Annotated in this window: 16 protein-coding genes; 12 read left to right on the forward strand and 4 right to left on the reverse strand. The window is 72.1% G+C overall.

All coding sequences use genetic code 11. From position 1 onward, the window contains the following. The first annotated feature begins 146 nt into the window (after positions 1-146). Positions 147-1,109, forward strand: coding sequence for an FKBP-type peptidyl-prolyl cis-trans isomerase (locus ASG45_RS07440; RefSeq protein ID WP_055834915.1), 963 nt, complete (start codon positions 147-149; stop codon positions 1,107-1,109). 9 nt (positions 1,110-1,118) lie between these two features. Next, a complete protein-coding gene (dxr, locus tag ASG45_RS07445; RefSeq protein WP_055834917.1) occupies positions 1,119-2,201 on the forward strand; it encodes a 1-deoxy-D-xylulose-5-phosphate reductoisomerase in 1,083 nt (360 codons plus the stop codon). Positions 2,202-2,308: 107 nt separating this feature from the next. Here dxr and ASG45_RS07450 read toward each other — a convergent pair whose 3' ends face one another. Further along, complete coding sequence (locus ASG45_RS07450; protein WP_055835960.1) at positions 2,309-3,973, reverse strand: Mur ligase family protein; 1,665 nt, start codon at positions 3,971-3,973, stop codon at positions 2,309-2,311. Positions 3,974-4,060: 87 nt separating this feature from the next. Between ASG45_RS07450 and ASG45_RS07455 the strand changes: the two genes are divergently transcribed. Then, the gene (locus ASG45_RS07455) at positions 4,061-5,377 is read left to right on the forward strand and encodes a M50 family metallopeptidase (protein WP_055834920.1); all 1,317 of its coding nucleotides are present in this window, start codon (positions 4,061-4,063) and stop codon (positions 5,375-5,377) included. A gap of 114 nt (positions 5,378-5,491) precedes the next feature. On the opposite strand, the gene ASG45_RS07460 is transcribed toward ASG45_RS07455, so the two are convergent. Continuing rightward, positions 5,492-7,432 carry an anthranilate synthase family protein gene (locus tag ASG45_RS07460; protein ID WP_055834923.1) on the reverse strand — a complete coding sequence of 647 codons (1,941 nt, stop codon included), beginning with the start codon at positions 7,430-7,432 and terminating at the stop codon, positions 5,492-5,494. A gap of 207 nt (positions 7,433-7,639) precedes the next feature. Between ASG45_RS07460 and ispG the strand changes: the two genes are divergently transcribed. Beyond that, entirely contained in the window at positions 7,640-8,791 is a 1,152-nt protein-coding gene (gene ispG / locus ASG45_RS07465; protein WP_181015976.1) for a flavodoxin-dependent (E)-4-hydroxy-3-methylbut-2-enyl-diphosphate synthase, read from the forward strand. Positions 8,792-8,898: 107 nt separating this feature from the next. Further along, positions 8,899-10,083 carry a benzoate/H(+) symporter BenE family transporter gene (locus ASG45_RS07470; protein ID WP_055834926.1) on the forward strand — a complete coding sequence of 395 codons (1,185 nt, stop codon included), beginning with the start codon at positions 8,899-8,901 and terminating at the stop codon, positions 10,081-10,083. A gap of 21 nt (positions 10,084-10,104) precedes the next feature. Here the strand turns inward: ASG45_RS07470 and pcp are convergent, their stop codons facing one another. Next, positions 10,105-10,743 carry a pyroglutamyl-peptidase I gene (gene pcp, locus ASG45_RS07475; RefSeq protein WP_055834929.1) on the reverse strand — a complete coding sequence of 213 codons (639 nt, stop codon included), beginning with the start codon at positions 10,741-10,743 and terminating at the stop codon, positions 10,105-10,107. Positions 10,744-10,912: 169 nt separating this feature from the next. Between pcp and ASG45_RS07480 the strand changes: the two genes are divergently transcribed. The 4 genes from ASG45_RS07480 (at position 10,913) to ASG45_RS07495 (ending at position 15,319) form a co-directional block, all read left to right on the forward strand. After that, entirely contained in the window at positions 10,913-11,443 is a 531-nt protein-coding gene (locus ASG45_RS07480) for an RNA polymerase sigma factor (RefSeq protein ID WP_055834932.1), read from the forward strand. Beyond that, positions 11,440-12,555: a hypothetical protein gene (locus ASG45_RS07485; protein ID WP_055834935.1), complete on the forward strand. Its 1,116-nt coding sequence runs from the start codon at positions 11,440-11,442 to the stop codon at positions 12,553-12,555. The genes ASG45_RS07480 and ASG45_RS07485 overlap by 4 nt, the downstream gene beginning before the upstream one ends. A 45-nt stretch (positions 12,556-12,600) precedes the next feature. Further along, a complete protein-coding gene (locus ASG45_RS07490) occupies positions 12,601-14,397 on the forward strand; it encodes a proline--tRNA ligase (RefSeq protein ID WP_055834938.1) in 1,797 nt (598 codons plus the stop codon). A gap of 100 nt (positions 14,398-14,497) precedes the next feature. Then, on the forward strand, positions 14,498-15,319 hold the full coding sequence (locus ASG45_RS07495) for an aldo/keto reductase (RefSeq protein WP_055834941.1): 822 nt from the start codon (positions 14,498-14,500) through the stop codon (positions 15,317-15,319). 3 nt (positions 15,320-15,322) lie between these two features. Here the strand turns inward: ASG45_RS07495 and ASG45_RS16170 are convergent, their stop codons facing one another. Further along, positions 15,323-16,132 (reverse strand): DUF1206 domain-containing protein, encoded by an 810-nt coding sequence (locus ASG45_RS16170; protein ID WP_055834944.1) that lies wholly within the window; start codon positions 16,130-16,132, stop codon positions 15,323-15,325. A 201-nt stretch (positions 16,133-16,333) separates the two neighbouring features. Here ASG45_RS16170 and ASG45_RS07505 point away from each other — a divergent pair, with 201 nt between their 5' ends. The 3 genes from ASG45_RS07505 (at position 16,334) to ASG45_RS07515 (ending at position 21,581) form a co-directional block, all read left to right on the forward strand. Continuing rightward, complete coding sequence (locus tag ASG45_RS07505; RefSeq protein ID WP_055834947.1) at positions 16,334-18,172, forward strand: lipase family protein; 1,839 nt, start codon at positions 16,334-16,336, stop codon at positions 18,170-18,172. 112 nt (positions 18,173-18,284) lie between these two features. Next, positions 18,285-20,780, forward strand: coding sequence for a glycogen/starch/alpha-glucan phosphorylase (locus ASG45_RS07510; protein ID WP_055834950.1), 2,496 nt, complete (start codon positions 18,285-18,287; stop codon positions 20,778-20,780). A 198-nt stretch (positions 20,781-20,978) separates the two neighbouring features. After that, positions 20,979-21,581 (forward strand): HD domain-containing protein, encoded by a 603-nt coding sequence (locus ASG45_RS07515; RefSeq protein ID WP_055834953.1) that lies wholly within the window; start codon positions 20,979-20,981, stop codon positions 21,579-21,581. Positions 21,582-21,670: the final 89 nt, after the last annotated feature.

A 21,670-nucleotide genomic window follows, 5' to 3' on the forward strand; every position in this document is an offset into this window, starting at 1 on the left:
CGCATGCCGGGTCGCGCATGCCCGCCCGCGTGTGCGCACCCGCGTCTGCGTGCCCGGGCGCGACGGTGTGCGCGCGGGGACTCCCAGGATCGACAAAGCCGGGTGCGTCAGGATGGACGTTCCCCGTTCTTCTCGAGAGGTCTCCCGTGCGCTTCCGCCCGATCGCTTCCCTGTCCGTCGCCGCCGCCGCGGTGCTGCTGCTGGCCGGATGCACCGGTTCGCCCGATCAGGCGCAGACCCCGGATGCCAGCGCGACCCCGGACGCCGGAGCATGCCAGACCCCGTTCACCGGCGAGGTCCCCGCCGGGCTCGAGGTGTCGGGTGACTTTCAGGCCCCCGTCACCGTCACGCGTCCCGACGGCTTCACGCCGACCGACGTGCAGCGCACCACCCTCATCGAGGGCTCGGGCGCCGAGATCGCCCCCGGCGACATCGTCAAGGCGAACTACACCGTGATCGACGCCGCCAGCGGTGCCGTCGCGCTCGACTCCCTGACGACCGATCCCGCGGGCATGGACATGGTCGTCAACGCGCAGCAGATCTTCGGCGCGGCCCTGTCGTGCGTGCCGATCGGCTCGCGCACGGTGTCGACCTTCCCCGCCGGCCTGCTCGGCGACGGGTCGCCGGCCTACGTGCTCGTGGCCGACGCCATCGCAGAGCTGCCCACGCGCGCCACCGGCACCGAGGTCCCGCCCGTCGACGGCATGCCCACGGTCACGCTGGCCGACGACGGCGCTCCCACCATCACCGTGCCGACCACGCCCGCTCCCACCGAGACGCGCATCGAGAACCTGCGCCGAGGCGACGGCGACGTGGTCAACCCCGGCGACCAGGTGATCGTGCAGTACACCGGCGTGCTCTACGACGGCGGTACCGTGTTCGACTCGAGCTGGGACAAGGGCATGCCCACCGAGTTCCCGACCACGGGTGTCGTCGCGGGCTTCCGGCAGGCACTCGAGGGCCAGACGGTCGGCTCGCAGGTGCTCGCCGTCATCCCTCCCGCCGACGGCTACGGCGACCAGGAGCAGGGAGCGATCCCGGCGAACTCGACCCTCGTCTTCGTGGTCGACATCCTCGGCGTCCAGCACGCCCCCGCAGCCGCTCAGTAGGCTGACGGGATGCGCCGCGTCCTCATCCTCGGTTCCACCGGTTCGATCGGCACGCAGGCGCTCGACGTCATCCGTGCCAACGCCGACCGCTTCGAGGTCGTCGGCCTCGCCGCCGGCACCGACCGCGCCGGCCTGCGCGCGCAGGCCGAGGAGTTCGGCGTGGAGCACACGGCGCTCGGCGCGACCGACGCCGAGCAGCTCGTCCGCGACGTCGACGCCGACGTGGTGCTCAACGGCATCACCGGTTCGGTCGGCCTCGGCCCCACGATCGCCGCGCTCGAAGAGGGCCGCACCCTCGCCCTCGCCAACAAGGAGTCGCTGATCGTCGGCGGTCCGCTGGTCACCGCGCTCGCCGCGCCGGGCCAGATCGTTCCGGTCGACTCCGAGCACTCCGCGATCGCGCAGGCGTTGCGCTCCGGTGAGGCGCACGAGGTGCGCCGGCTGGTGCTCACGGCATCCGGAGGCCCCTTCCGCGGGCGCTCGCGGGCCCAGCTCGCCGACGTCACCCCCGCCGAGGCGCTCGCGCACCCCACCTGGGACATGGGCCGCGTGGTCACCACGAACTCCGCGACCCTGGTCAACAAGGGCCTCGAGGTCATCGAAGCGCACCTGCTGTTCGACGTGCCCTACGACCGCATCGACGTCACGGTGCACCCGCAGTCGATCGTGCACTCGATGGTGGAGTTCGTCGACGGCTCCACGATCGCCCAGGCGTCGCCGCCCGACATGCGACTGCCCATCTCGCTCGGGCTCGACTGGCCGCACCGCGTCGCCGGCGTCGGCGCTCCCCTGGATTGGACGCGCGCGTCGCAGTGGACCTTCGAGCCCCTCGACGAGGAGGCCTTCGGCTCGGTCGCCCTCGCCAAGCGCGTCGGACGCGCGGGGGCGACCTACCCCGTCGTGTTCAACGCCGCCAACGAGCAAGCCGTCGACGCGTTCCACGAGGGGCGACTGAGCTTCCTGGACATCGTCGACCTCATCGAACGCGTGGTCGACCAGCACGAGCCGCCGTCCACGCTCACGCGGGAGTCGCTGGCCGAGGCCGAGGCCTGGGCGCGACGCACGGCCGACGAGATCATCGCCGCGCGCTGACGACGGCTCGCGGGCTCCCGCTCCTGCGGGACGTCGCGCGCGGGGCGGCAGAGCCGTCCTCACGCGCCGGGCGGCGTCGGGCCGCGGATCCGCGGGACGGGCGGGCGTCAGGCCGGGAAGTCGACCGGGCGCTCGGGATCCGACGACGGCGTCTGGTCGGCGGGATACGGGACGGGCCACTGCGGATCCGGCACGGCCCAGCCGGCCGCGCGCAGCGCGCGGCGCGAGAGCTCCCGCGCCGAGTACGGGGTGCGAACGCCCCGGATGTCGCGGTAATCCTGGTGGCCGGGGCCGGCCCACAGGATGGCGTCGCCCTCGCCGACGAGCTTCACGGCCTCGAGGATCGCCCGCTCGGGCGGGGTGAACTCGTGGACCTCGGCGTCGGGGCGGGCACGGCGCGCGCCCTCGACGAGCACCGTGCGAATGGCATCCGGGTTCTCGTGACGGGGGTGGTGGTCGGTGACGATGAGCACGTCGCTGCCCAGGACGGCGGTGCGGCCCATGTCGAGACGCTTGGTCGCGTCGCGATCGCCGTCGGCGCCGAACACCATGACGACCTTTCCGGGCGTCACGCGACGGACCGCCGCGAGGGTCTTCTCGAACGCGTCGGGGGAGTGCCCGAAGTCGACGTAGACCGCGGGTCCTTCGGGGCCCGAGACGAGCTGCGTACGGCCGGGGAGCGAGGCCTCGATGCGCTCTCCGTCGAGGGTGCTGAACAGGTGCTCCCACGTGTAGCCGGTCTCGAGCAGCATGACGATCGCCAGACCCGCGTTGGCGGCCATGTGCCGGCCGATCACCGGCACGACCGTGGTGAGCGAGCGGCCCGCGCGATCGCGCAGCGTGAACTCGGTGCCCTCTTGACGCTCGTCGACGATCTCGACGATCCAGTCGGCGTGCTCCGCGGCGGCGGCATCGTCGGCGATGGCCGGTGTCGCGATGGTCACGACCGGGATCTCGGCGCGAGCCGCGATCTCGGCACCCGAGGCGGAGTCGAGGCAGACGACCCCCCGACGTGCGCGGTCGGGACGGAACAGCGGGAGCTTGGCCTCGAAGTACTCGCGCATGTCGGCGTAGTCGTCGAGGTGGTCGTGGGTGAGGTTGGTGAAGCCGGCGACGTCGAAGACCAGACCGTCTACGCGGTGCCGGGTGAGCGCCTGGGCGCTGACCTCGACCGCGACGGCTTGCACACCGCGCTCGCGCATGAGGGCGAGCAGGGCGTGGAACTCCGAGGCCTCGGGAGTCGTCAACCGCGACACGATGACGTCGCCCGCGATGTGGCGTTCGGCCGTCGACGACAGACCCGTGACGACCCCGAGCTGCCCCAGGATCCCCTCGAGCAGGTGCGACACGCTCGTCTTGCCGTTCGTGCCGGTCGTGGCGAGCAACTGGGGGAGCTCGTCGTCGGGACCGGTGCCGTAGACCCAGGCCGACAGGTCGCCCAGCAGGGCGCGGGGATCGTCGACCACGACGATCGGAAGACCCGCGGGGCCTGCGATTTCGGCGCCGTCGGCGTCGGTGATCACCGCGACCGCACCGCGCTCGGCGGCGGTCGCGCTGAACTCGGCCCCGTGGCGGTTGACTCCGCGGATCGCGACGAAGGCCTCGCCCGCGCGCAGATCGGCGGTGGCCAGCGTGATGCCGGTGAGGGTCGTGCCGGCGACGTCGCCGGAGCTGCGCACGCCGAAGCGGCGGGCGAGTTCCGCGAGGTCGCGGCGGGGCGGACGCTCCGGCCGGAGCACGGGCGGGAGGTTCGAGGGCGCGTGGGTCGGCATCTCGTCCATTGTCGCATCCGGTGTCGCACAGACACCGCATCGCGGCCGCACGGGCGGTTCAAAGGGATGCGGCGGTATCGTCGGCGGGTGACTGCGATCGCGTTCCTCCTCGGCGTCATCGTGCTCGTGCTCGGCCTGGCCGTCTCGATCGCGTTGCACGAGGTCGGGCACCTGGTGCCCGCCAAGCTCTTCGGCGTGCGCGTCGGGCAGTACATGATCGGCCTGGGGCCGACGCTCTGGTCGAAGCGCATCGGCGAGACCGAGTACGGCGTCAAGGCCCTGCCGCTCGGCGGATACATCTCGATGGCGGGCATGTATCCGCCCGCCCCCGACGAGGACGAGCCCGGCACCCGCCGGTCGCGCTTCTTCGCCACGATGGTGCAGGACGCCCGCGACGCCAACGCCGAGACGCTCGTCGCCGCCGACGACCGGGTGTTCTACACGCTCCCGGTCTGGAAGCGCGTGATCGTCATGCTCGGCGGCCCGCTGATGAACCTCGTGCTCGCCGTCGTGCTGTTCTCGATCGCGCTGAGCGGAATCGGCGTGCAGCAGGGCACCACCACCGTCGCGTCGGTCTCGCAGTGCGTGATCCCGGCGAGCCAGCAGCGCGACGCGTGCACGTCGGCCGATCCCGTCGCCCCCGCCGCGGCCGCGGGCATCGAGCCGGGCGACACGCTCGTGTCGATCGACGGCACGCCGGTGGCGACCTTCGCCGACGCTGCGGCGATCATCCAGCGCTCGCCGGGCACGCCGCTCTCGGTCGTCATCGAGCGCGACGGGGCGCAGCAGACGGTGCAGTTCACCCCGCAGACCACCGATCGCGCCGTGACCGACGCGAAGGGCCGCCCGGTCGTCGACGCGTCGGGTGCCCCCGAGTTCCAGACCGTCGGCTTCGCCGGCGTGACCGCGCAGCAGTCCCTCGTGCCGCAGCCCCTGTGGAGCGGTCCCCAGGCGACGATCACCCAGATCGAGGCGGTCGGCCGGATCGTGGCGACCCTGCCCGTGCGCATCTACGACACCGCGGTCGACACCCTCACCGGTCAGCCCCGAGACCCCACCAGCCCCATGAGCGTGGTGGGTGCGGGCCGCCTCGCGGGCGACATCGCCGCGGTGGACGCACCGATCCTCGACCGAGTGCAGTCGATCATCGCCCTGCTGGCGGGTCTGAACGTGGCCCTCTTCGTCTTCAACCTCATCCCGCTGCTGCCGCTCGACGGCGGCCACATCGTCGTCGCCCTGTGGGACGGTCTGAAGAAGGCCCTCGCGCGCGCTCGCGGGCGCATCGCCAAGCCCGTCGACGCCACCCGCCTGGTGCCGGTGACCTTCGTGGTCGTGATCCTGCTCGTCGGGATGGGCGGCGTGCTGTTCCTCGCCGACATCTTCAACCCGGTGAAGCTGCTCTAGGCGGACGCGGCGCTCTCGTCGCCGGCGCAGTGCTCCGGCACATCGACGCGGCCGCACCCGGAACGGGGGCGGCCGCTGTCGCTCGTGCAGGAGGCGTGCTGTTCGCCCCCGGCCTCAGAGCACGTGGGCGATGAGACGCTCCAGCGTGCGCATGCCGTCGCGCGACAGGATCGACTCGAGATGACCCTGCACCGAGGCGTAGCCCGGGCCGCGGAGCGCGTAGACGTCGCCCGTCTCGGCATCCGCCGCGACGTCGGTGACGGTCTGCGTCGTGCCGGCCGCGGAGCCGACGGCGAGGCCGCGCCGCGTGTCCCCGGCAGCCACCCGCGCCGTGAACGTGTTGTAGAACCCGATCGAGGCGGATTCGCCGAACAGCTCCACGCTCTTCTGCAGGCCCTGGTGCGGCCGGGCGAGGGGCTCGAGGTCGATCCCCAGCGAGTCCGCGAGGATCTGGTGGCTCAGGCACACCGCCAGCAGCGGCGTCGATGCGGCGCGGCGGCGTCCGACGACGTGGCGCATCGCGCTCATGCGCGGGCTGTCGTCGCGCGGGTCGCCGGGGCCGGGGCCCGAGACCACCAGGTCGGCGGCGTCGAGATCGTCGTCGGAGACCTCGGACCAGTGCACGATACGGGTGTCGAGACCCAGGTGGCGCAGCTGGTGCGCGAGCATCGTGGTGAAGCGGTCCTCGGCGTCGACGACGAGCGCCGTGCGTCCGGCGAAGGGACCGGAGCCGTCGGGATCCTGCGGGTTCATCCAGAACGGGGCGAGACGGTCGTTGCGGGATGCCAGCAGCTCGGCGATCGCGGGATCCTCGCCGAGGGGGCGGCGCGGGGCCGCCGGTGCGTCGGGGTCGGCGTCGGCGGGAGCGGCGGGCGTCGTGTCGCGGGGGATCGCGCCGATGGCGCCGAGCACACCGGCGGCCTTGCCGTGGGTCTCGCCGACCTCGCCGTACGGGTCGGAGTGGCGCACGAGCGTCGCGCCGACCGGCACGCGCAGGCGCCCGTCGACCAGGTAGGCCGTGCGGATGAGGATGGGCGCGTCGAGGTCGTGCGTGGGTCCCTCGGTGGCGCCGTTCGGGGTGAAGAGCGCGGCGACGCCGGAGTAGTAACCGCGGGGGGTCGTCTCGTGGCGCGCGATCACCGTGCAAGCGTTCTGCATGGGGGAGCCGGTGACGGTGGGCGCGAACATCGTCTCGCGCAGGATGTCGCGCGGGTCGAGGTCGCTGCGCCCGCGCAGCATGTACTCGGTGTGCGTCAGGCGCGACATCTCTTTGAGGTGGGGACCGGTGATGCGTCCGCCGTCGCTGCAGACGGCGCTCATCATCTTCAACTCCTCGTCGACGACCATGAAGAGCTCTTCGGTCTCTTTGGTCGAGCGCAGGAACTCCGCGAGGGTCTCGGACGTCGCCCCGCCCGCCGGGTGACGGAAGGTGCCCGAGATGGGGTTCATCGTGACGATGCCGCCCTGGGCGCTCACGTGCGCCTCGGGGCTCGCTCCCACGGCGATGTGCCCGTCGGTGACGACGGCGAAGGTCCAGTAGGCGCCCTTCTCGTGCTCGAGCAGCGCGCGGAACCAGGTGAGCGCGGCGATCCGCGGGTCGACGTCGACCCCGGCGACGAAGTCGCGACGGATGACGAAGTTGGCGCCCTCGCCGCGGCCGATCTCATCGGCGATAACCTCGCGCACGATGTCGGCGTAGTCCTCGTCGGTGATGTCGAAGCCGGCGTCGTGCAGGGGGATCGCGGTCGTCGGCAGCGATGCCAGCACCTCGGCGCGGGGGAGCGAGACGCGCTGGTCGATGACGAGGCATCGGAGCGGCGCGCCGTCGTCGTGGCAGACGAAGCCGCGCTCGCGCACCTGACGGTACGGCACGAGCGCGAGCACTTCGCGGGGTGTGCCGGCGTCGTCGACGAGCGGCACGTCGGCCAGCAGGTCGACGTCGACGACGTCGCCCGTGAGGACCTCGACCGTGACGCCGTCACGGGCGATCACGGCGAAGGGAGCAGAACCTGCGGCGAGGTCGAGGAGCAGGGAGGAGGGGTCGGGCCCGGTCATCGAGATAACTTCCGTCTGTGAGCGAGGGTCCAAAGCGGCCGCCGAAAACACGAAGACCGCCCGGATTCCCCAGGGGGAGGGCGGTCTGTTGCATGCGAGCGCACCGCCTAGACGGTGTGCCACCAGGATGTGTGCGCGCGCATGGCGCCGAACCTACCACAGGGCACCTTCAGCCCCCGTCCGGGTACCACGGCGTAGGCTGAGTCCGTGCCTGCAGTGAACATCGGGATGCCCCGCGTGCCGGAGGTCCTCGCGCCTCGTCGCAAGACCCGCCAGATCAAGGTGGGCAAGGTGCTCGTGGGCGGTGACGCCCCCGTGAGCGTGCAGTCGATGTGCACGACTCCCACCACCAACATCAACGCCACCCTTCAGCAGATCGCCGAGCTCACGGCATCCGGCTGCGAGATCGTGCGCGTGGCCGTACCGTCGCAAGACGACGCCGACGTGCTGCACATCATCGCCAAGAAGAGCCAGATCCCGGTCATCGCCGACATCCACTTCCAGCCGAAGTACGTCTTCCAGGCGATCGACGCCGGCTGCGGCGCGGTGCGCGTGAACCCGGGCAACATCCGCAAGTTCGACGACCAGGTCGGCGCGATCGCGAAGGCGGCCAAGGCCGCGGGCGTGTCGCTGCGCATCGGCGTGAACGCCGGGTCGCTCGATCGCCGCCTGCTCGAGAAGTACGGCAAGGCCACGCCCGAGGCGCTCGTCGAGAGCGCCGTATGGGAGGCCTCGCTGTTCGAGGAGCACGACTTCCACGACTTCAAGATCTCGGTCAAGCACAACGACCCCATCGTCATGGTGAAGGCCTACCGACTGCTCGCCGAGCGGGGCGACTGGCCCCTGCACCTCGGCGTGACCGAGGCCGGCCCCGCGTTCCAGGGCACGATCAAGAGCGCCACGGCCTTCGGCATCCTGCTGTCGGAGGGCATCGGCGACACGATCCGCGTCTCGCTCTCGGCCCCGCCCGCCGAAGAGGTCAAGGTCGGCCACCAGATCCTGCAGTCGCTGAACCTCCGCGAGCGCAAGCTCGAGATCGTCTCGTGCCCCTCGTGCGGCCGTGCGCAGGTCGACGTCTACACGCTCGCCGACGACGTCACCGAGGGCCTCAAGGACATGACCGTGCCGCTGCGCGTGGCCGTCATGGGCTGCGTCGTCAACGGCCCCGGTGAGGCGCGCGACGCCGACCTGGGCGTCGCCTCCGGCAACGGCAAGGGCCAGATCTTCGTGAAGGGCGAGGTCGTGAAGACCGTCCCCGAGTCCGAGATCGTGGCGACCCTCATCGCCGAGGCCAACCGCCTCGCCGCCGAGATGGGCCCCGACGCCGCCACCGGCACCGCGCAGGTCATCACGGCCTGACGCGCCCCGGCTCCGCCCGGCCGCGGGGAGACCCGGCGCGCCGAGCGCTGGCCTGCGTGCGCAGTGCGGGCGTTGCGCCGTGACGGTCCGCTAGCGTCGGCATCGTCATGACCGAGAATCCCGCCGCCTCCCTCACCCGCCCGCTCATCGCCGGGGTGGTCACCGCCCTCGTCGGCTTCACCAGCACCTTCGCGGTCGTCCTCACCGGTCTCCGGGCCGTCGGGGCGACGGCGGAGCAGGCGGCCAGCGGGCTGCTCGCCATCACCCTCGTCGTCGGTGTCGGGTGCATCGTTCTCGCGGGGCGCTACCGCATCCCGATCACCGTCGCGTGGTCGACCCCCGGCGTCGCACTGCTCGCCGCCACGGGTGCGGTCGACGGCGGATGGCCCGCCGTCGTGGGCGGCTTCCTCGTGTCGGCGGCGCTCATCCTCTGCACCGCGCTGTTCCCCCCGCTCGGGGCCCTGATCGCCCGCATTCCCCCCTCGATCGCGCAGGCGATGCTGGCCGGTGTGCTGCTGCCGCTGTGCGTGGCCCCGTTCCTGGGCCTGATCCAGGACCCGTGGGGCGTGGCACCGGTGCTGATCGTCTGGCTCGTGGCCTCGCGTCTGGTGCCCCGCTGGGCCGTGCCGCTGGCCTTCCTCGCCGCCATCGCCGTGGTCGCCGTGGAGCTGGCGCGCACCGGCGTCGACGCGGATGCCGCGACCTTGCTGCCTCGGCTGGAGTTCACCGTCCCGACGCTCACCGTCGGATCGGTGGTGGGCATCGCGCTGCCGCTGTTCGTGGTGACCATGGCGTCGCAGAACGTCCCCGGCGTCGCCGTGATGCGCAGCCTCGGCTACACCATTCCGTGGCGCCCCGCGATGCTGGTCACCGGCCTCGGATCGGCCGCCGCGGCGGGCTTCGGCGGACACGCGATGAACCTGGGGGCCATCAGCGCGGCGATCGCCGCCGGCCCCGACTCCCACCCCGACCCGAAGAAGCGCTGGGTGGCGGGCGTCTCGGCGGGCGGCACCTATCTCGTTCTGGGCGCGCTGTCGGCGGCCTTCGCCGCGATCGTGCTGCTGGCCCCGGCCGGCGTCATCCCGGCGGTGGCGGGCGTCGCGCTGTTCGGCGCGTTCGGCTCGGCGGTGCAGCAGGCCATCGATGATCCCGGCGAGCGGCTCCCCGCCGTGGTGACGTTCCTGGTCGCGGCATCCGGCATCGCGGTGTTCGGGGTGAGCGCGGCCTTCTGGGCGCTCGTGGCGGGCCTCGTCACACGCGCGGTGCTGCACGTGGGGCGCCGCGCCGGCTGAGCCCGGGGGCTGCGCGCGGCCTCAGTGCAGGGTGCCGGCCGACACGGCGAGATCCGTCGGCACGTCGATCGCGGCGCGCACCGCGCTCTCGAGCGCGCGCACGATGTCGTCCAGCGGGAGCGACGGGGCGCCGACGGGGGCGTCCTCGCTCGCGTACGGGACGTGCACGAACCCGGCGCGCGCTCCGGGCGTCGACGCCGTCGCGTGCAGGGCGGCGAACATCACGTGGTTGCACACGAACGTGCCCGCCGAGTACGACACCGCGGCGGGAATGCCGGCCTCGCCCATCGCCGCCGCCATCGCCTTGACCGGGACGGTCGCGAAGAACGCCGCGGGCGCGCCCTCGACGATCGGGCTGTCGACGGGCTGGGCGCCGTCGTTGTCGGGGATGCGGGCATCGGCCAGGTTGATGGCGACGCGCTCCGGGGTGACCTGCGTGCGACCGCCGGCGAGTCCCGTGGCGATCACCACGTCGGGGCGATGCCGGTCGATCAACGCCCGCAGCTGCGCGTCCGCCCGGTCGAAGGTCACCGGCAGCACCTCGACGATCAGCTCTTCGGGGCCGCTCCAGCCCGCCGCGACGGCGCGCACGGCATCACCGGACGGGTTGGTGGCCTCACCGGCGAACGGCTCGAAGCCCGTGAGAAGCACCGTGGTCATCGTTCCAGGCTACGGCGCGGCGGCTGCGCCGACGATGCCCGCGGCGCGGGGGCCGCACACCCGGCATCCGGCGCGCCCGTCGACGCCGGTCGGCGACGTCGTTACCGATCCGACATCGAAAACATTTCCCGCGAGGGAACCGATGGGCGAGATGTGGACACTACAGAGTGTGGATGACGACGACGCCGGGCTCTGGTCCCGGGTATGCCGAGGCGACGAGCTCGCGCTCGCCGCGCTGTTCGATCGGCACGAGGCGCGGCTGTTCCGCCACGCCACGAGACTGCTCACGCATCGGGAGGACGCCAAGGATGCCGTGACGGTGGCGTTCTTCGAACTCTGGCGCAAACGCGCGTCGGTGCGCCTGGTAGACGGGTCTCCGCTGCCGTGGTTGCTGACGGCGGTGGCGCACTGCGCCCGCAACCTCGAGCGTTCGGGGAGGCGGTACCGCACCCTGCTCGAGCGTGTGCCCGCGGCGCCGCCCGCTCCGGCGCCCGACGTCGACGACGGCGCCGTGCTGGGCGCCCTGAAACGGCTCCCCGAACGGGAGCAGGCCGTCGTCGTGCTGGCGGTGCTCGAGGGCTACGCCGAACGCGAGGTGGCCCAGGCCCTCGGCATCCCCGCGGGAACGGTCAAGTCGCGTCTCGCCCGCGCGAAGGCGAAGATGCGCGACGACCTCGCGCCGGAAGGAGCACGGGCATGAACGACGAGCTGACGCCCGATGAGCGTGCGGCGATGCGTGCACGCATCCTCGGCGGTGCGCGGGGGATCACCCCGACGGGCGCCCACCGGGGCGCCTGGATCGCGGGATCGGTGGCGGCGGCTCTGATCGTCGCGATCGCCGGGGGAGTGGCGGCGACGTCGACGCTGAGCGCGCCCGAGATCGCGACCTCGCCGTCGCCGAACGCGACCGCGCCGACGCCCCGCGTCACCGCGACGCCGACGCCCACCCTGAGCCCGACCGCTCCCTCGCCGACCCCGACCGCGCCGGCTCTGGCTTTCGGCGGCGACTGTTCGACCGTCTTCGACGACAGCACGGTCTCGGCCATCGCGGGCGTGGAGATGCGGCTGTCGCGGGAGCCGATCGTGTGGGACGCGAGGTGGCTCGGCGGGATCTCGTGCCAGTGGCGCGCCCAGGACCCGACCGAATGGCAGGTGGTGAACCTCACCGTTCTGCCGTGGTCCGTCGTGCCGGACGAGGTCCGGTCGCGGGTCGGAGCGGCACCCGTCTGCGACGGGGGTGGACCCTGCGACTACTCGGAGCGGTTCGGCGACGCGTGGGTGGTCGTCGGTTCCGACGATGGCGCCACCGCGGTACGTGCGGTCGCGGAGGCGGGCGCGCGCGCAGCCGTGTCGCCGGGGACCGAGCGGCCCCTCTCGCCCGGCGCGTGGCGCCTCGCCGACTGCGGCGAGCAGCTCGAGGGGGCGGTGGAGGGGGCACTCGGGCGTGACGATCTCGGACCGCTCGGAACCGACAACGTGCCGCAAGGTCAGGCCTGGGAGGTTCTCACGGCCCGGGGCGCGGCATCCTGGTGCACGTTCGCCCCGGTCTCGTACGACGAGACGAATCCTCCCAGCCTGCGGGTCAGCCTCGCCGCGGGTGCGCGATCCGATCCGGGTGAGGGGGAGCAGTCGGGCGGCAGCCCCGTCGAGGTCGGCGGAGCGCAGGCAGCCTGGTGGATGCCGGCGGCAGACGGCAACGGCGGGCGGCTTCTCGCGAACACCGCCGGAGGGGTCGTCGACGTCAGCGGCGAGAATCTGTCGCGGGAACAGCTGCGAGCTGTGACCGCGGCGATCATCTCCGCCCTCGGCTGAGCTCTCGGCATCCACCTCCCACCCGCCGCCCTAGACTCGACTCTCGTGGTGACCCGTCTGTCGAACTTCTTCCTCCGCACGCTCCGTGAAGACCCCTCCGATGCCGAGGTGGCCAGCCACCGCCTGCTCGTGCGGGCCGGCTACATCCGCCGTAACGCGCCGGGCATCTTCGCCTGGCTGCCGCTGGGCCTGAAGGTCAAGGCCAAGATCGAGGCGGTCGTGCGCGAGGAGATGGCGAACGCCGGTGCCTTCGAGGTGCACTTCCCCGCGCTCCTGCCCCGCGATCCGTACGAGCAGACCGGCCGGTGGGAGGAGTACGGCGACGCGCTGTTCCGCCTTCAGGACCGCAAGGGCGCCGACTACCTGCTCGCTCCCACGCACGAAGAGATGTTCACCCTGCTGGTGAAGGACCTGTACTCCTCGTACAAGGACCTGCCGCTGACGCTGTACCAGATCCAGGACAAGTACCGAGACGAGGCGCGTCCCCGCGCCGGCCTGCTGCGCGGCCGCGAGTTCACGATGAAGGACGCGTACTCGTTCGACGCGACCGACGCCGGACTCGACGTCTCGTACCAGGCGCAGCGCGATGCCTACGAGCGCATCTTCACGCGCCTGGGCCTCGAGTACGTCATCGTCGCCGCCGACGCCGGTGCCATGGGCGGCTCGAAGTCGGAGGAGTTCCTGCACCCGACCCCCATCGGCGAAGACACCTTCGTGCGCTCCGCCGGAGGCTACGCGGCCAACGTCGAGGCGTTCACCACGGTCGTGCCCGAGTCGCTGCCGATCGAGGGCCGCCCGGATGCCGTGATCTTCGACTCCCCGAACACCCCCACCATCGCGACCCTCGTCGACCACAGCAACGCCCACCTCGACGCACCCGCCCCCGGCATCGCCGGCCCGGCGACCGACGGGGCCACCGAGTGGACCGCCGCCCACACGCTGAAGAACGTCGTGATGGCCCTCACCCACCTCGACGGCACGCGCGAGCTCGTCGTCGTGGGTCTTCCCGGCGACCGCGACGTCGACGACAAGCGCGTCGAGGTCGCCTTCGCGCCCGCCGAGGTCGAAGCCGCGACCGAAGCCGACTTCGCCAAGCACCCCCTGCTGGTCAAGGGCTACATCGGCCCCTGGTCGCCGACGGGCGCCGTGCTGGGCGAGGAATCGGCCACCGGCATCCGGTACGTCCTCGACCCGCGCGTCGTCGACGGCACCGCGTGGATCACCGGCGCCAACGTCGACCAGAAGCACGTGCACTCGCTCGTCGCCGGCCGCGACTTCGTCGGCGACGGCTTCGTCGAGGTGTCGACCGTGCGCCCCGGAGACCCCGCTCCCGACGGCTCGGGCCCCGTGGAGCTCGCGCGCGGCATGGAGATCGGTCACGTCTTCCAGCTCGGTCGCAAGTACGCCGAGGCCCTGGGCCTGAAGGTGCTCGATGAGAACGGCAAGCTCGCCACGGTCACGATGGGCTCGTACGGCATCGGCGTCACCCGCATCCTCGCGATCATCGCCGAGCTCAACAACGACGCGAAGGGCCTGATCTGGCCCGAGTCGGTCGCCCCGTTCGACGTGCACGTCGTCGCCACCGGTCGCGACGCGGCGGCGTTCGAGCTCGCCGAGTCGGTCGCCGCCCAGCTCGAGGCCGCGGGGCGCGACGTGCTCTACGACGACCGCCCCAAGGTCTCGCCCGGCGTCAAGTTCGGCGACGCCGAGCTCGTCGGCATCCCGCGCATCCTCATCGTCGGCCGCGGCGCCGCCGAGGGCCAGGTCGAGCTGTGGGACCGCCGCACGGGCGAGCGCGAGACGCTCGCGGTCGCCGACGCGGTGGCGGCGCTCACCCGCTGATCGATCCGCCGGAACGGCACCCCGCCGACGCGAAGTCGACCGGGGTGCCGGTCCGCCTTTGACCGACCCGGTAGGTGCGCGCGCCGGTAGCGTGGATGCCATGATCGCCGCCCCCCGCCTGTCGCTGTCCGACGGCTCCACGATCCCGCAGCTCGGCATCGGTACCTACAAGGTGCCCGCCGACGTCACCGCCGACCTGGTCGCCGGCGCGCTCGCCGCGGGCTACCGTCACGTCGACACGGCCGCGCTCTACGGCAACGAGACCGAGGTCGGCGAGGGACTGCGCGCGTCGGGGCTCGACCGCGACGACCTGTTCGTCACGACCAAGGTGTGGAACGACGACCAGGGGTTCGATGAGACGCTGCGCGCGTTCGACGCCAGCAGCGCACGGCTGGGCCTCGACCGGGTCGACCTGTACCTGATCCACTGGCCCATCCCCAGCGCGGACCGCTACGTCGACACCTGGCGCGCCTTGCTGCGCCTCCGCGACGAGGGACGGGCCACCTCGATCGGCGTCAGCAACTTCGCCATCCCGCACCTCGAGCGGCTGCGCGATGAGACGGGCGTGCTCCCCGCGGTGAACCAGGTCGAACTGCACCCGCGCTTCCCGCAGAACGGCCTCGTCGACTGGGACTCCGCGCACGGCATCGTCACCGAGTCGTGGGCGCCGCTGGCGCGCGGCGGACTGCTCGACGAGCCCGTGCTGATGCGGATCGCCGAGCGCTACGGCAAGACTCCGGCCCAGGTCGTCGTCCGCTGGCACCTCGATCGCGGCCTGGTCGTGTTCCCCAAGTCGGTGTCACTCTCGCGTCTGCGCGAGAACGGCGACGTCTTCGACTTCACCCTCGACGCCGACGACCACGCGGCGATCGCCACGCTCGACACGGGGGAGCGCACCGGGCGCGACCCCGCGTTGGACTGACGCTCAGACGTCGAGCCGGGCGTAGCGGGCACGGAACACCGTGAACACGCCGTAGGCGACGAAGCCCAGGCCCACGAGGAACGCCAGCACCGGCCCGGTGGGAAGCGCGATCAGCGCCGACACTGCGCCGTCGAGGCCGCCCGCGGTATCGGGCTCGACGGTCACGGCGGCCACGACGAGCAGCACCCCGACGATCCCGAGCGCGACGCCCTTGGCGAGGAAGCCCACCACCCCGAGCGCGCTGAGGGCGTGGCCCGCCGGTCCGTCGGGGATGCGCACCTTGGAGTGGAACGAGCGGCGCAGTCCCATCCACACGAAGCCGATGCCGACGCTCGCGACGACGACTCCGGTGGTGCCCAGCAGCAGCCCGCCGAGGGGAAGGGTCAGCACGGCGGCGCTGGCGTCTTCGGCGGCCTGCTCGGCGCGGGGGCGCGCGCCGAGCGCGACCGAGGCCGAGAGGATCCCGATGACGACGAAGACGAGGCCCTGCGGCGCCTCGGCCGCGATCCGCGCGAGGCGGCGCCACCCCGACAGGTGACGGGGAGCGACGGCCTGCAGCAGGTGCCAGCAGCCCAGGGCGACGAGTCCGATCGCCAGAGCCCAGAGGGCCACGGCACCGAGCGGCACCGCCGCGAGGGCTCGGAATGCCCCGGTCTGGTCGGTGTCTTCGGCCGCTCCGAAGCCGACGGCGAGCACGAGGGCGCCGATGAGCAGGTGCAGGATGCCGTTGGCGACGTATCCCGTGCGCGCCGCGACGCGGAAGGCGGGGTTGGCCTCGGCATCGCGAGCGGCTGCTCGGGCGGAAGACGGCACGGACGAACCGTATGCCGCGGTGCGGGAATCCGGTAATCGCGTGTGCCGTGTCCCTTGCGTCGTGTGCGGCGCCGTGCGTTCGCCCGCGCGCCCGCGTGGCCGCGCCCGTCGCGCGTCGTCTCGCGGCGTCCGCGGAGGCCCGAGCCCCGCGCCCTGCCCCTCGCCCGATTCGCGCGGTGCCGCGTTGCCTAGGATTGCCTGATGCCCGCACCCCGCCGCCCGCGCCCGCGCCGGTGGAATGCGCTCCCGGTGCTCACCCGCCACGCCCCGCCGCGCGTGCTGCTGATCGTCGGGATCGTCGTGGTCGTGCTGGGAGCGTTGATCGTGTCGCGGCCGCTCACCTCGCTGGTGCTGCTGGGCATCTACGTGGGTGCCAGCGCCGTGGTGATGGGCATCGTCGAGCTGGTCGCGCGCCCCGCCGGATGGTGGGCACGGTCGGTGGCCGCCGCCTGGATCGTCGCCGGTGTCGCGGTCCTGGTCTGGCTGGGGCGCAGCCTCGAACTGCTGCCGCCCGTGCTCGCGGTGCTGCTCGTCATCGGGGGGCTCGCGTCGGTGGGACGCGCCTTCTCGCCGGGTGACGCCAGCGCCCGTGTGCTGTCGCTGGCCTGGGGTGTCGCCCAGATCGCCCTCGGACTGCTGTCGTTCACCTGGCCCGACGTCACGGTCCTGGTGCTCGCGGTGGTGTTCGGGGTGCGCACGATCGTGTTCGGCGTGGGGGTGTTCGCCCGCGGAGTCCGCGGCATCCGTCGTCCGCACGCGCCGCGGACGCCGTTCGACGCGTCGCGGGCCGTTCGACGTCGCCGGACGCGGCTGCGCTGGGCCGCCGCCGGCCGCTACGCCCTCTCTCTCGTGCTGGTCGCGACCGCCGCGGGCGGGTGGTGGCTGAACGACTGGCTCAACGACGGCGCCCCGGTCGTCGACGCCTTCTACGACGCCCCGGCCGAGGTGCCGAGCGGTCACGGCCGTCTCATCCGCTCCGACGCGTACCTCGGCCGTCTTCCCCAGAACGGCGACGTCACGCGCATCCTCTACACGACGAGGGATGCCGTGAGCCGGCCCGCCGTGGCGAGCGCCCTCGTGATCATGCCCAAGGACCCGCCCCCGGGACCGCGTCCCGTCATCATCTGGAACCACGGCACGACGGGGGTGGCCCAGGGGTGCGCACCGAGCCTGCGCGACGCCTCGGCGACCCGGTGGTCGATCCCGGCGCTCGAGCAGGCGCTGAAGGCCGGCTGGGTGGTCGTCGCCTCGGACTTCTCCGGCCAGGGTGCACCCGGCACCTACCCCTACCTGATCGGCCGGGGCGAGGCGCGCTCGTCGCTGGACGCGGTGCTGGCGACGGCGGAGCTGCGCACCGACGTGACGCTCTCGCCCGACACGGTGGTCTGGGGCCACTCGCAGGGCGGACACGCGGCGCTGTGGACCACCGCGATCGCCGAGGACTACGCCCCCGGGATCGACGTGCTCGGCACGGCCGTGGTCGCCCCCGTCGCCGACCCGCCCGCTCTGGCGCGCGAGCTGCTGTCGGGACCGCCGAACGCGATGCTCTCGGTGATCACCTCGTGGGTGCTGGTGCCGTACTCGCAGACCTACGCCGACGTGCACCTCGACGACTACATCGCCGAGGGCTCGCGCTCGATCGTGCTCGAGATGACCCAGCGATGCCCCACCGAGCCGGGCGTCGTCGTCTCGGTGCTGACGGCGCTCGGGGTGTCGGAGGACCGCCCGCTGTACAACGCCGACCTCACCGACGGCGCCCTCGGACGCCGACTCGCCGAGAACGCCATGACCGAGCCGCTCGGCACGCCGATGCTCGTGGCCTGGGGAGCCGACGACGAGGTCATCCCGCCGAGCCTGCAGCGCGACTACGTGCAGAAGCTCTGCGCCGAGGGGCAGCCGGTGCGGTGGGCGACGTACGCGGGCTACGACCACCTGCGCCCCATCCTGCCGAAGTCGCGCTTCCTGCCGGTCCTCTACACCTGGACGAAGAATCTCATCGAAGGCAAGACGCAGGTCGTCGACGGGTGCGGTCTGCGCTGACCGCCGGCATCCGGCATCCGCCCCCCGGTCGTCGTGCGGCGCGGTGGTGAAGATCATGTGTCGTTCTCGGTGAATCCTGGCAGGACGGGGTCGTTCTGATTACGGTCGGAGGGTGCCCGAGAACACACCAGAGCTCCGTCCCACCCACCCGCTCGCGATCGCGCCCGTCGTGGCGCCCGCAGCCTCGGTCGACGGCTTCACGAAACAGTTCCTGCAGAACCTGAACTTCGACCAGGGCGTGACCCTGTCGGCGTCCGACGTCAACGACCAGTACCTGGCGCTGGCGTTCACGGTGCGCGACTACCTCATGGCGCGCTGGTTCGACGATCGCGCCCAGCAGAAGAAGCTGCAGGCGAAGACCGTCTGCTACCTCTCGGCCGAGTATCTGCTGGGCCGTCAGCTCGACAACAACCTGCTCGCGGCGCGCCTCACCGACATCGCCACCGAGGCGCTCGCCCAGTGCGGCATCGACATCGACGCCGTGCGCGCGGTCGAGATCGAGCCGGGCCTCGGCAACGGCGGCCTGGGCCGTCTGGCCGCCTGCTTCATCGACTCGCTCGCGACGATGAGCGTGCCGACCATCGGGTACGGCATCCGGTACGAGTACGGCATCTTCCGCCAGGCGTTCGCCGACGGGCAGCAGATCGAGCAGCCCGACGCGTGGCTGCGCATGGGCTCGCCGTGGGACTTCCCGCACCCCGAGGCCGCGCAGACTGTGTCGTTCGCCGGCACGACCGAGACGTACGACGACGACGGCGTGGAGCGCACCCGCTGGGTCCCCGAGTGGAACGTGCTCGCGGTGCCGTACAACATGATGGTCCCGGGCTATCACAACGGCCGCGTCAACACCCTGCGCCTGTGGCGTGCGGTGGCCACCAACGCCTTCGACCTGCACACCTTCAACTCGGGCGACTACGTCGAGTCGGTGCGCGCGCAGACGTTCGCCGAGAACATCTCGAAGGTGCTCTACCCCGAGGACTCCACGCCCCAGGGCAAAGAGCTGCGCCTGCAGCAGCAGTACTTCTTCGTCGCGGCCTCGATCGCCGACTTCATCGAGAACGTGCTTCCCGACGACTTCGACATCGAGGCTCTGCCCGAGCGCGTCATCTTCCAGCTGAACGACACCCACCCCGTCATCGGTGTGCCCGAGCTCATGCGCGTGCTCGTCGATGAGAAGAAGCTCGAGTGGGATGCCGCCTGGGCCATCACGCAGAAGTGCTTCGCCTACACCTGCCACACGCTGCTGCCCGAGGCGCTCGAGGTCTGGCCGGTCGACCTGCTCGGCCGCCTGCTGCCCCGCCACCTCGAGATCATCTACCGCATCAACGACGAGTTCCTGCTCGAGGTGCGCGAGCGCTTCGGCGACGACGAGATGCTCATCCGCAACATGTCGATCATCGGCGAGCACCCCACCCGCTCGGTGCGCATGGCCTACCTCGCCACCGTCGCCGGTTCCAAGGTGAACGGCGTCGCCGAGCTGCACTCGCAGCTGCTGCGCGACAACGTGCTCAAGGACTTCGCCCAGATGTGGCCCGACAAGTTCACCAACGTCACGAACGGCGTGACCCCGCGCCGCTTCCTGCGCCTGGCGAACCCCGACCTGTCGGCCCTCATCACCGAGGCCCTCGGCGCGGGCTGGACGGTCGACCTCGAGCGGCTGCGGGGGCTCGAGGCCCTCGCCGACGACGGCGACTTCCGCGAGCGCTTCGCCGCGGTGAAGCTCGCCAACAAGCGGCGCCTCGGGCGGGTGCTCGAGTCCCGCGGTGACGCGCCCCTCGACGACACCCACATGCTCGACGTGATGATCAAGCGCCTGCACGAGTACAAGCGGCAGACGCTGAAGGTGCTGCACATCGTCAGCACGTACGAGGGGATCGTGTCGGGGCGCCTGCCGATCGACGAGGTGCAGCCGCGCACGTTCCTGTTCGGGGCGAAGGCCGCACCCGGGTACGGCATGGCCAAGCGCATCATCCACCTCATCAACGCCGTGGGTGAGGTCGTCAGCGCCGACCCGCGCGTCGAGGGCAAGCTCCAGCTGCTGTACCCGGCGAACTACAACGTGACGTTGGCCGAGAGCATCATCCCCGCCGCCGACCTGTCGGAGCAGATCTCGCTCGCGGGCAAAGAGGCCTCGGGCACGGGCAACATGAAGCTCGCGCTCAACGGAGCGCTCACCATCGGCACCGACGACGGAGCGAACGTCGAGATCCGCCGCCTGGTCGGCGACGACAACTTCTTCCTCTTCGGCATGAGCGAGCCCGAGGTCGAGGCGCTCTGGAGCGAGGGCTACCGCCCCGCCGACCACTACCAGGGCGACGAGCGGCTGCGCAGCGCCATCGACCTCATCGCCTCGGGAGCGTTCTCGGACGGCGACCGCACGGTGTTCGAGCCGCTCGTGTCGAACCTGCTGTACGAAGACCGGTTCATGGCCCTCGCCGACTTCTCGTCGTACCTCGACGCGCAGGAGCGGGTCGACGCCGCCTACGCCGACCAGGACGGCTGGGTGCGCTCGGCGATCCTCAACGTCGCGCGCAGCGGGTACTTCTCGTCGGATCGCGCGATGCGCGACTACCTCGAGCGCATCTGGCACGCGTCGCCCGTGAGCTGAGCGGTTCCGGATGCCGCGGCCCCCTCGGTCGAGGCATCCGCGTTCCGTGGCGAGCGCGCGTCGCACGACCGGCGTACCGCTCGGGGCCCCGCGGGGTGCCCCGCTCTGGCAGGATGCCTTCGGTCGCTGACCGGCGCGGGTCTGTCGGCGCCGGGCGCGCGGCGGAAGAGTGAGGGTTCGCCCGACCCCGGAGGCCCCGTGCAGATCGCCGACATCCCCGTGCCCGACACCCTCGCCGCGCGCGGTGCCCTCGAACTGGCGACGCAGTACCAGTCGCCCGCGATCACCGCGCACGCCCTGCGCTCCTGGCTCTGGGCCGAGGCGTTCGCGCGCGTCGACGGCATCACGGGCATCGACCACGAGCTGCTGTACGTCGCCGCCGTGCTGCACGACGTCGGCACGGTCGCCGAGTACGACAACCACACCCTCTCGTACGAGCACGCGGGCGGCCACGTCGGCATCGCCCTGACCACGGGGGCGGGGTGGGAGCCCGCGCGGCGCCAGCGCGTGCTCGAGGTGATCGTGCGGCACAACTGGCCGAGCGTCGACCCGGCGATGGATGCCGAGGGCCACCTGCTCGAGACGGCGACGGCGCTCGACATCTCGGGCGCCCGCCCCGACGCGCTGCCCGAGGACTTCCGCCGCGAGGTGCTCCGCGCCCATCCGCGGGGAACGCTCGCCGCCGAGTTCGGCGCCTGCGTGCTCGACCAGGCCGCGCGAAAGCCCGACACCGCGGCGCGCCGACTGGCGGAGGGGGGAGTGGTCGCGAAGCTGGCCGCCAACCCGCTCGAGCGCCTGTGACGCAGGCTCCCGTGCGTCGAGCTGCCCGCCACCGGCCCTCCCGTGCAGAACTCCTGAACTTCGCGACGTCGCGCGGGTCGAGGTGCCGA

Origin of the sequence: Microbacterium sp. Leaf436, from assembly GCF_001424715.1 — a bacterium.
Classification (GTDB): Bacteria; Actinomycetota; Actinomycetes; order Actinomycetales; family Microbacteriaceae; genus Microbacterium.

Coding starts and splice junctions, on each gene's coding strand:
- dxr (WP_055834917.1), top strand. CDS start 1,119: ATGCGCCGCGTCCTCATCCTCGGTTCCACCGGTTCGATCGGCACGCAG.
- ASG45_RS07450 (WP_055835960.1), bottom strand. CDS start 3,973: ATGCCGACCCACGCGCCCTCGAACCTCCCGCCCGTGCTCCGGCCGGAG.
- ASG45_RS07460 (WP_055834923.1), bottom strand. CDS start 7,432: ATGACCGGGCCCGACCCCTCCTCCCTGCTCCTCGACCTCGCCGCAGGT.
- ASG45_RS07470 (WP_055834926.1), top strand. CDS start 8,899: ATGACCGAGAATCCCGCCGCCTCCCTCACCCGCCCGCTCATCGCCGGG.
- pcp (WP_055834929.1), bottom strand. CDS start 10,743: ATGACCACGGTGCTTCTCACGGGCTTCGAGCCGTTCGCCGGTGAGGCC.
- ASG45_RS07485 (WP_055834935.1), top strand. CDS start 11,440: ATGAACGACGAGCTGACGCCCGATGAGCGTGCGGCGATGCGTGCACGC.
- ASG45_RS07495 (WP_055834941.1), top strand. CDS start 14,498: ATGATCGCCGCCCCCCGCCTGTCGCTGTCCGACGGCTCCACGATCCCG.
- ASG45_RS07505 (WP_055834947.1), top strand. CDS start 16,334: ATGCCCGCACCCCGCCGCCCGCGCCCGCGCCGGTGGAATGCGCTCCCG.